Below are 9,541 nucleotides of genomic sequence, written 5' to 3'. Positions count from 1 at the left end.
GTCACCGTTGTAGCCCTCTGCCGACGCTGTGGTCTCACGCGACAGACGTTCTACAACCACTTCGGTGACATCAGAGAGCTGGCGGTGTGGGTGTTCACCACCGAAGTCGCCAACCACATTCTCAGCCACGCGAGCCTCGCTGGATGGGAGGAGGGTTTTGAGCGCCTGCTGGTGTATCTCGCCGACCATCGCGAGCAGACCTACGCGGTCACCGAGTCGCTCGGGCTTCGTGACCTCGAGCGCTTCTTCTACTACAACCTGCGCGAGATGATGCGGGCGATCGTCGCCGAGCTGAGCGGCGACCTCACCCTCCGTCCCGCAGACCGCAACTTCATCGTCGACCACTTCACCCTTACTGTGCTCGGCCACCTCCTCCATTGGCTCGCTGGTGGAATGCGCACCGATCCGATGCGGCTGGCCGGCGACCTCGAGTTCATCCTCCATGGCCAGGTCCGTCAAGCGCTGGAGCGGCTGGCAGTTCGACGAGACTGAGCCACCGTCGGGCCCGTGCAGCCATGCGGCGGTGGCTGGGTGCCCTGCCTGCAGACGATCCGCGTCGGGAATGTGACAAGCTACATGGGTGACGAGTCTCGTGCTGACCTTCCCCGACATCGACCCCGTAGCGTTCCGCCTCGGGCCGCTCCAAATTCACTGGTACGCCATCATGTACCTCATCGGCTTCGCGGTGGCGTATATCCTCATGCGACGCAGGCTCACCCACGAGCCGTACCGCTCCATCACCAAACCCGAGCCGTACAGCAAGGAATTCATCGAGGACATCCTCACCGCTGCCATCGTCGGCGTTCTCGTCGGTGGCCGCTTGGGGTACTGCTTCTTCTACAAGCCCGCCTATTACGTGGCCCATCCTGTCGACATCTTCAAAGTCTGGGATGGCGGCATGAGCTTCCACGGCGGCGCTATCGGCGTCTTCCTCGGCTTCATCTACCTCGCGTGGCGACGGAAGCGTCCCATGCTGCAGATCGCCGACTTCGTCGTCCCCGCCGTCGCGCCCGGCCTCATGTTCGGCCGGCTCGGGAACTTCATCAATGGAGAATTGTGGGGCCGACCCGCTCCCGACGGGCTTCCCTGGGCGATGATCTTCCCCACCGGAGGCGACGTGCCGCGTCACCCGTCGCAGCTCTATCAGGCACTGATGGAAGGGCTGCTGCTGTTCCTCGTCGTGTGGTTCTACGCAGCGAAGCGCAACCGCTATCGCGGGCAAGTGTCGGGGCTGTTCGTGGCTGGGTATGGGCTGGCTCGGTTTGTGGGTGAGTACTTCCGCGAGCCCGACGCGCACCTGGGCTACCTCAGCTTGGGCCTCAGCATGGGGCAGTGGCTGTCGCTGCCGATGGTGATCGCCGGCGTCATTCTATTCAGCTGGGCATCCGCGAAGCGCATTGATGACACTGAGGATGCGGCTGAGGCGGAAGAGCCGGAGGAGCCCGATGAGCCCGATGAGCCTGAGGAAGAGGCGCAGGAAGAATCAAAGGAAGAGGCACCCGACGACGAGTGAGGGCGCCTCAACCCGGTGGTTGAGCAGCCGCCGCAGGCGGCGTATCGAAACCACGCGCACACGTTAGCGCGCCCACCGGGGTGGCCAAACTTGCAAGGCTTGCAAGCCTGTGGATATGTGGACAACTCCCAGAGAGCTCACGCTGGGAAATGCCATCTACAAGCCAATACGCATCGATTCCACGCTGTGGAGAACCCTGTGGATGGTTCTTCGCTACACGACCTGCCGCGCCGCCGCCAGGGTCTGCCCGACGTACCCTGCGCCGAAGAGCACCACGTGCACCAGCAGCATGTGGAGCTGATGCATAGGCACCCGCTCGCGCCAGCCGTCGGCCAGCGGGCTCACCTCCTGGTAGCCCTCCATCGTCGCGTCGAGATGCGCCGAGCCGAACACGTGGAGCGCCGCGAGGTCGGTCTCGGCGTGCCCGCCATGCGCGTGGGGGTCGATGAGTGTGCCCACCGTCCCCGACGCCGCGCGTGCCCACACGATGTTGCCACCCCACAAGTCACCGTGCGTGCGCGCTACCGTCGCACCCCGCTCCACACATAACGCCGGCTGGGGCGCGTCGAACTCTCCGGCTGCGACGCGTTCCACGGACTGCGCGACGACCCGTCGGGCAGAGGTGTCCATCGCACGCGCTTTGCGCAGGTAGGGTTCGAGTTTCGTTTCGGCGAAGAACTCCCCAAACGACCCCCACTGGGGCTCCGACGCCAGCGGCGCGGGCATGCTCGCCTCCCAGTTTTGCCCGAGCCCAGGCGGGCCAGCTCCCCACCAGTCCGCGCCGGCCGCGTGCGTCGCGGCCAACCCACGGCCAAAGTCGCGCGCATCGTCCCGCGACGGAAACCCCTCGGCAAGCAGGCGCGTCTCGAGCCAAGTGTCGCCCACGTTCACCAGCTCCGCGACGGGGGCGCCACCGGCCTCGCTCAACCACAGCAACCCGGCCGCCTCGGCCGCGATGGCTTCTTTCGAGTCCTGTTTGCGAAACGTCTCCATTGCTCCACCGTAACCCGACGATCGCAGCCCGGGCTAGCCATTTCGTCATGGTCAGCCGCCTGCGAGAATCCCACCCTCTAAGCTGGAGGCATGAGTGATCGATCCGATGTCGTCTCCTGGCTCACCGACATGGACGGCGTGCTCGTCCATGAGAATCACGCGCTGCCCGGCGCGTGCGATCTCATCAACCAGTGGAACGAACGCGGCACGGAGTATCTCGTGCTCACCAACAACTCCATCTTCACCCCGCGCGACCTCTCCGCTCGCCTGCATGCCTCCGGCCTCGAAGTTCCGGAGCAGCGGGTGTGGACGTCGGCCCTTGCCACTGCGGATTTCCTGAAGCGTCAGCAGCCCGGGGGCACCGCATACGTTGTCGGGGAAGCGGGCCTGATTACCGCCATGCACGAGTCCGGGTTCGTCATGACGGACCGCTCGCCGGATTTCGTCGTTCTTGGTGAAACCCGCACCTACTCCTTTGAACAGATCACGACGGCCATTCGCCTCATTCTGGGTGGGGCAAGGTTCATCGCCACCAACCCCGACCCGACTGGCCCCAGCGCCGACGGTGTGCTCCCTGCCACCGGCGCCATCATCGCGCTGGTGAAGGCGGCGACGAACCGCGCGCCGTACGTCGTCGGTAAACCCAACCCGATGATGTTCCGCTCCGCGCTCAACCGCATCGGCGTGCACTCGGAAACCACCGGCATGATTGGCGACCGCATGTCTACCGACATCGTCGCTGGCATGGAAGCCGGCCTCCACACTGCGCTCGTGCTGACCGGAATCGAGACGCACGAGAGCATGGAGGAGTATCCATTCCGCCCCTCCGAGGTGCTGGAGGGCGTCTTCGAGCTGGTGGACGATTGGGCGCCCGACCTCGATGCCCTCGACGAGGAGCCCGAGCTGCCGTAAGGCCCCATAGCGCGCCGACCCCATGGTGCGGGGGACTACGTTGCGACGATGGTCGCGGCGCTGTAAACGCCCCTCAAGCGGCGTACAACGGATTTCGCATGTCGACGATGCGCAATCCGGCGCCCAAGCGCGGTATGCTTGACGTCGGCCGTCGGATCGACGGCCGTGGCATGTAAGGAGTACGCGTGGATCACGACGAGTCCACCCCGATTGACGCGACGGATGCAGTCGTTGATCTCGACGGTCAGCCCGAGAGTGCAGTGTCTGGCGACTACGACGCCGACCAAATCTCGGTCCTCGAAGGCCTGGAGGCGGTGCGCAAGCGCCCAGGCATGTACATCGGCTCCACCGGCGAGCGCGGCCTCCACCATCTCGTATACGAGATCGTCGATAACTCCGTCGACGAGGCCCTGGCCGGCTACTGCTCCCAGATCAACGTCGAGCTGCTCGACGACGGGGGCGTGCGCGTCGTCGACAATGGCCGCGGCATCCCCGTGAAGGAACACCCCGTCGAGAAGATCCCGACGGTAACCCTCGTCCTCACCGTGCTCCACGCAGGCGGCAAATTCGGCAACGGCGGCTATAAAGTCTCGGGTGGTTTGCACGGCGTCGGCTCGTCTGTCGTGAACGCACTATCCGAGAAATTCATCGTCGAAGTGCGTCGAGATGGGCACCTCTACCGCCAGGAATTCAAGCTCGGAGTTCCGGTGTATGAATTGGAGACCGTACGCGAGCTTGCCGACGGTGAATCCACCGGCACCACTATTACGTTCTATCCATCGTCGGAAATCTTTGAAACAACACGGTTTAGCTACGACACCCTAGCGAACCGTTTCCGCGAAATGGCGTTCCTGAATAAGGGTCTGCGCATCATCCTTGACGACCGCCGCTCGGATGCCACCGTCGAGGCCGCCGAGGGCGAAGATACGAGCGACGACGTCACCAGCGATCCCGACGACATCAGCCACGACGAATTCCATTACGCCGAGGGCCTGAAGGACTACGTGCGATTCGTCTCGAAGGGCAAAGAGCCCGTGCACCATTCCATCATTGATATGGAGGCGCACGCTCCCGATCAGGGAATGAGCCTGGAAATCGCGATGCAATGGAATATGTCGTACTCATCGAATGTGTACACATTCGCGAATACCATTTCCACCCACGAAGGCGGCACGCACGAAGAAGGATTCCGCGCCGCGCTCACGAATACCGTGAATAAGTGGGGCGAAAACTGGGGAATGATCAAAAAGAAGGAAGATCGTGTCTCCGGCGACGATATCCGCGAAGGCCTCACCGCAATTATTTCGATCAAGGTGGCCGAACCGCAGTTCGAGGGCCAGACGAAAACGAAGCTCGGCAACACCGAAGCACGCACCTTTGTGCAGCGCGTCATGTGGGAGAAGCTGGGCGACTGGTTCGAGCTCAACCCCGCAGAGGGCAAAGACATCATCCGCAAGTCGCAGGCCGCTGCTCAGGCGCGCATCGCGGCCCGCAAGGCGCGCGACATGGCGCGTAATCGCAAGGGTCTGCTCGGAGGCGGTGGTCTCCCCGGCAAGCTGGTGGATTGCTCTTCGCGCAACCCTGAAGAGTGCGAAATGTTCATCGTCGAGGGCGACTCCGCCGGCGGCTCCGCCCGCGGTGGTCGTGACCCGCGCACGCAGGCCATCCTGCCCATTCGCGGCAAGATCTTGAACGTCGAGAAGGCACGCCTGGACAAGATCCTCGCTAACAAGGAAGTCGAGGCCATCATCAACGCGCTCGGCACCGGCGCGCAGGAAGACTTCGACATCGACCGGCTCCGCTACCACAAGCTCGTGCTCATGGCCGACGCCGATGTCGACGGCGCGCACATCCGCACGCTGCTGCTGACGCTGATCTTCCGTTTCCTCCGTCCCCTTATCGAGGCCGGCCACGTGTACCTCGCGCAGCCGCCGCTGTTCAGGCTCCGCTGGACGAATGCGCCGCACGAGCTGGCATACACCGACGCAGAACGTGACGCACTGCGCGAGGCCGGATTGGCGGCTGGCAAGAAGCTCCCGCAGGTCAACCCCATCCAGCGCTACAAGGGTCTCGGCGAGATGAACGCCGACGACCTTTGGGAGACGACGATGGACCCCGAAAACCGCATCCTGCTCCAGGTCACCATGGACGACGCTGCCGCAGCCGACCGGATGTTCTCCATCCTGATGGGCGAAGACGTCGAGCAGCGACGCACCTTCATTCAGCGCAACGCTCGCGACGTGCGCTTCCTGGACATCTGAGGAAGAAGCTATGGCAGACGAAGAAACTCCGGTAGAAGCCCTGAACGACGAGTTGCAGGCAGGCGGCCACGGCCGCGTCGATGCGACGGACCTCGAAGAGGAAATCCAAAAATCGTACCTTGACTACGCCATGAGCGTGATCGTCGGGCGTGCGCTGCCCGACGTGCGCGACGGCCTCAAGCCCGTGCACCGTCGCGTGCTGTACGCCATGTGGGACGGCGGTTACCGCCCCGACCGCGGCTGGAACAAGTGCTCGCGCGTCGTCGGTGAGGTTATGGGTTTGTACCATCCGCACGGCGACTCGGCGATCTACGACGCCCTCGTGCGCCTGGCTCAGCCGTGGGCGATGCGGCACACCCTTGTCGCGGGGCAGGGCAACTTCGGTTCGCAGGGCAACGACAAAGCCGCGGCCATGCGATACACCGAGTGCAAGATGGCCCCGCTCGCCGCCGAGATGGTGCGTGAGATTGACCAGAACACCGTCGATTTCATGCCCAACTACGACAACCGGGAGCAGGAGCCGACGGTGCTCCCCGCCCGCTTCCCGAACCTACTGGTGAACGGCTCGACGGGTATCGCCGTCGGCATGGCGACGAACATCCCCACGCACAACCTGCGTGAGGTGGGCGACGCGGTGCAGTGGGCACTCGAGCATCCCAAGGCGAGCAGCGAGGAGCTGCTGGAAGCGGCCATGCAGCGCATCCACGGCCCCGACTTCCCAGGCGGAGCGCTGATCGTCGGGCGCCAAGGCATCGAAGACGCGTACCGCACTGGGCGCGGTTCTGTTGTGATGCGCGCGGTCGTCGACTTCGAGGAAGACGAGCGCGGGCGGCAGATGCTCGTCGTGAAGCAGCTGCCGTACATGACGAACCCCGACACTCTCGCGCAACGTATCGCCGACCTCGTCAACAGCGGCAAACTCGCCGGCATTGCTGACATCCGCGACGACTCGTCGGCGCGTACAGGCCAGCGCCTGGTGATCGTGCTGAAGCGCGACGCGCAGCCTCGCGTCGTGCTCAACAACCTGTACAAGCACACCGCACTGCAGGAATCGTTCGGCTGCAACATGCTCGCCATCGTTGACGACGTGCCTCGCACACTGCGTCTCGACCAGTTCATCTCGCTGTGGATCAAGCACCAGATGGAGGTCATCCGCAGGCGCACCCAGTTCCAGCTGGAGGATGCGGAGAAGAAGGCGCACATCTACCGCGGGTTGGTGAAGGCCCTCGACAAGCTCGACGAGGTCATCGCGCTCATTCGGCGCTCGCCGAACGCCGACGACGCCCGCACCGGCCTGATGGGGCTGCTCGACATCGATCAGGTGCAAGCCAGCGCCATTTTGGATATGCAGCTGCGCAGGCTCGCGGCCCTTGAACGTCAGGAGACGATCGACCGGCTCGCCGCGCTCGAGGCGAAGATCGCCGATCTCAAGGACATTCTCGCTAAGGAGGAGCGCCAGCGCGAGATCATCGGCGTCGAGCTGCAGGAGATCGTCGACAAGTACGGCGACGAGCGCCGCACGAAGATCATCGCAGCCGAGGGCGACTTCTCGGAGGAAGATTTCATTCCCGACGAGGACGTCGTCGTCACCATTACCTACGGCGGCTATGTCAAGCGCACCCGCACCGACCAATACCGCGCCCAAAAGCGCGGTGGCAAGGGCGTTCGCGGGGCGACGCTGCGGGCCGACGACGAGGTCCAGCACCTGTTCACCGCGACGAACCACGAGTGGTTGCTGTTCTTCACTAACTTTGGGCGCGTGTACCGCATCAAGGCGTGGCAGCTCCCCGAGGGCGGACGTGACGCGAAGGGCAGCCACGTCGTCGGGCTGCTGACGTTCCTTCCCGACGAGAAGATCGCCCGCGTGATGCGGCTGCGCACGTACGAAGACGCCCCGTACCTGCTCCTGGCGACGAAGAAGGGCCTGGTCAAGAAGACTGCCCTGACCGCGTACGACTCGTCGCGTCAGGCAGGCGTGATTGCCATCAACTTCCGCGACGAGGACGACGAGCTCATCGGCGCTGAGATCTGCTCGGCCGACGACGACGTGCTGCTGCTGTCGAAGAAAGGCCAGGCGATTCGATTCCAGGCCTCCGACGAGCAACTGCGTCCCACCGGGCGTGCGACGTCGGGCGTCACCGGCATGCGTTTCCGTGAGGTGGGCGGCGAATCCGACGAGCTCCTCAGCATGTCCGTGCTCCCCGCAGGCGGCGAGGAGGACGAGCGTTTCGTGTTCACCGTCACGCAAGGTGGCTACGCCAAACGCACCAAGGTGAGCGAGTATCGCACGCAGGGACGTGGCGGGCTTGGCATCAAGGCCATGAAGCTTGTCGACGACCGCGGCTCGCTCGTCGGCGGGCTCATCGTCGATGAAACCGACGAGGTCATCGCCATCAAGCATTCCGGGCAGATCACTCGCTCCGCTGTGGCGGAAGTCCCGGTGAAGGGGCGCGACACGATGGGCGTGAAGTTCGTCGGCGTGCGTGGCGAGGACGCCGTGAGTGTAATTGCGCTCTACCCTGAAACAGAGGTGGACGAAGAAGAATCCGCCGAGTCTGCTGCTGCGGAGGGTGAAGAAACCGCTACGGTAGACGACACGGACGTGAACGAGGAGGCGACCGATGAGTGATGCGCCGCGCTGGCCTGGCGCCGACGGTTCCCCAGGGCTTGATTTCTCCCGGAAGCCTGATGCTGACCCCCAGAAGCCCGCTGGAAACGCTGAGGGTGGCCCTCGGCCGACGAGCGGCCCCAAGCCGCAGGGTGCCCCAGCGAAGGGGTCTGGGGCGCAGGATAAGCCTCAGCCGTCTGCCCCGAGTCTCGACGAGGGCGCCACGCGTGCGGTAAAGCTTCCGCGCAGTGCGCAGTCTGCGACGGACGCCCGTCCAGATGCTCGCAAGTCACAGAACGCCAATGACTGGGAGCTCGACAGCATCACGCGTTCAACCAAGTCAGAGCCCGGTCCGCCTGGGCCGCAGCCGGTGGCGTCTGGCGCCTCCGCGTCGCGGCCGGTGGAGGCTCCTGCTCCCACGCCGCGTCCGTCACGAGCGGCTACGTCGGATTCGGAGTCTGCTGGCCATCCGCTCAGCCGCGCGTCCTCGTCGCGACGTACCCGTAAGGCGCGTCTGCGGATCAACCGGATTGATCCGTGGTCGGTGATGAAAACGTCGTTCCTGTTCTCGATCGCCTTCGGTGTCATGCTCGTCGCAGGTGTGGGCGTGCTGTGGTCCGTCGTAGCCGGATCGGATGCGCTGAACACCATCAACGACCTAGTGAACTCCGTAGTCGCTGACCCACAAGGTGGCGGCGAACGCTTCAACATCCACGAGTTCCTGGGCTGGCAGCGCGTCATGGGCCTGACCACCGTGCTTGCCGCCATCGACGTCGTCATCTTCACCGCAGTGGCTACGCTGTTCGCGTTCCTCTACAACCTCGCGTCCGTCGTGATGGGTGGCCTGGAAATCACGCTGGCTGAGGACTGATAGCCCGCAAAGCTCGACTGAGCGCACTCCAGATGCAGAAAATGCTCGTTTTAGGGCCGAAATCGTCGTCTGGAGTGCGCTCAGTCGCGGTTTGCCCAGTGCTCCCTCCGGACAGTTTGCGAGCCGCTCGAATGGTTTGATAAAGTTTCAAGTCGGTGAACGAGCCTATAGCTCAGTTGGTTAGAGCGCTGCCCTGATAAGGCAGAGGTCGCTGGTTCAAGTCCAGCTAGGCTCACTGCCCAAACCTCCTAGCTAGGGGGTTTGTTATTTTTCGGGGGTCTTGTTCTCGACGTATGTGAGTATCTCCAAGATAGATCAAGTTGGTGGTTGGTCTACCCACCACCAACTTGATCTATCTTCGGTTCTCACTCGAGTGTCACGGG

The 9,541-nt window shown here is 63.7% G+C and carries 7 protein-coding genes and 1 tRNA gene; 7 read left to right on the top strand and 1 reads right to left on the bottom strand.

What is annotated here, in order from left to right; all coding sequences use genetic code 11:
- Together Q0X68_RS12345 and lgt are read left to right on the top strand one after the other, a co-directional pair.
- Window positions 1-492: TetR-like C-terminal domain-containing protein (locus Q0X68_RS12345; protein WP_297752298.1), on the top strand; the 492-nt coding region annotated here is incomplete at its 5' end.
- An 88-nt stretch (window positions 493-580) separates the two neighbouring features.
- A complete protein-coding gene (lgt, locus tag Q0X68_RS12340; RefSeq protein WP_297752295.1) occupies window positions 581-1,513 on the top strand; it encodes a prolipoprotein diacylglyceryl transferase in 933 nt (310 codons plus the stop codon).
- Window positions 1,514-1,726: 213 nt separating this feature from the next.
- Here the strand turns inward: lgt and Q0X68_RS12335 are convergent, their stop codons facing one another.
- Window positions 1,727-2,506 carry a fructosamine kinase family protein gene (locus Q0X68_RS12335; RefSeq protein WP_297752292.1) on the bottom strand — a complete coding sequence of 260 codons (780 nt, stop codon included), beginning with the start codon at window positions 2,504-2,506 and terminating at the stop codon, window positions 1,727-1,729.
- A 90-nt stretch (window positions 2,507-2,596) separates the two neighbouring features.
- Between Q0X68_RS12335 and Q0X68_RS12330 the strand changes: the two genes are divergently transcribed.
- From Q0X68_RS12330 to Q0X68_RS12310, 5 genes are all read left to right on the top strand, one after another.
- A complete protein-coding gene (locus Q0X68_RS12330) occupies window positions 2,597-3,418 on the top strand; it encodes an HAD-IIA family hydrolase (RefSeq protein WP_297752289.1) in 822 nt (273 codons plus the stop codon).
- A 185-nt stretch (window positions 3,419-3,603) separates the two neighbouring features.
- Window positions 3,604-5,679 (top strand): DNA topoisomerase (ATP-hydrolyzing) subunit B, encoded by a 2,076-nt coding sequence (gene gyrB / locus Q0X68_RS12325; RefSeq protein WP_297752287.1) that lies wholly within the window; start codon window positions 3,604-3,606, stop codon window positions 5,677-5,679.
- Window positions 5,680-5,689: 10 nt separating this feature from the next.
- A complete protein-coding gene (gene gyrA, locus Q0X68_RS12320) occupies window positions 5,690-8,308 on the top strand; it encodes a DNA gyrase subunit A (RefSeq protein WP_297752283.1) in 2,619 nt (872 codons plus the stop codon).
- Window positions 8,301-9,158 (top strand): DUF3566 domain-containing protein, encoded by an 858-nt coding sequence (locus Q0X68_RS12315; RefSeq protein ID WP_297752280.1) that lies wholly within the window; start codon window positions 8,301-8,303, stop codon window positions 9,156-9,158. Before gyrA ends, Q0X68_RS12315 begins: the two co-directional genes overlap by 8 nt.
- A gap of 161 nt (window positions 9,159-9,319) precedes the next feature.
- A tRNA-Ile gene (locus tag Q0X68_RS12310) sits at window positions 9,320-9,393 on the top strand.
- Window positions 9,394-9,541: the final 148 nt, after the last annotated feature.

The organism is uncultured Tessaracoccus sp., from assembly GCF_947286155.1.
Taxonomy (GTDB): Bacteria; Actinomycetota; Actinomycetes; order Propionibacteriales; family Propionibacteriaceae; genus Arachnia.
This window is presented reverse-complemented; position numbering and strand designations above follow the sequence as displayed.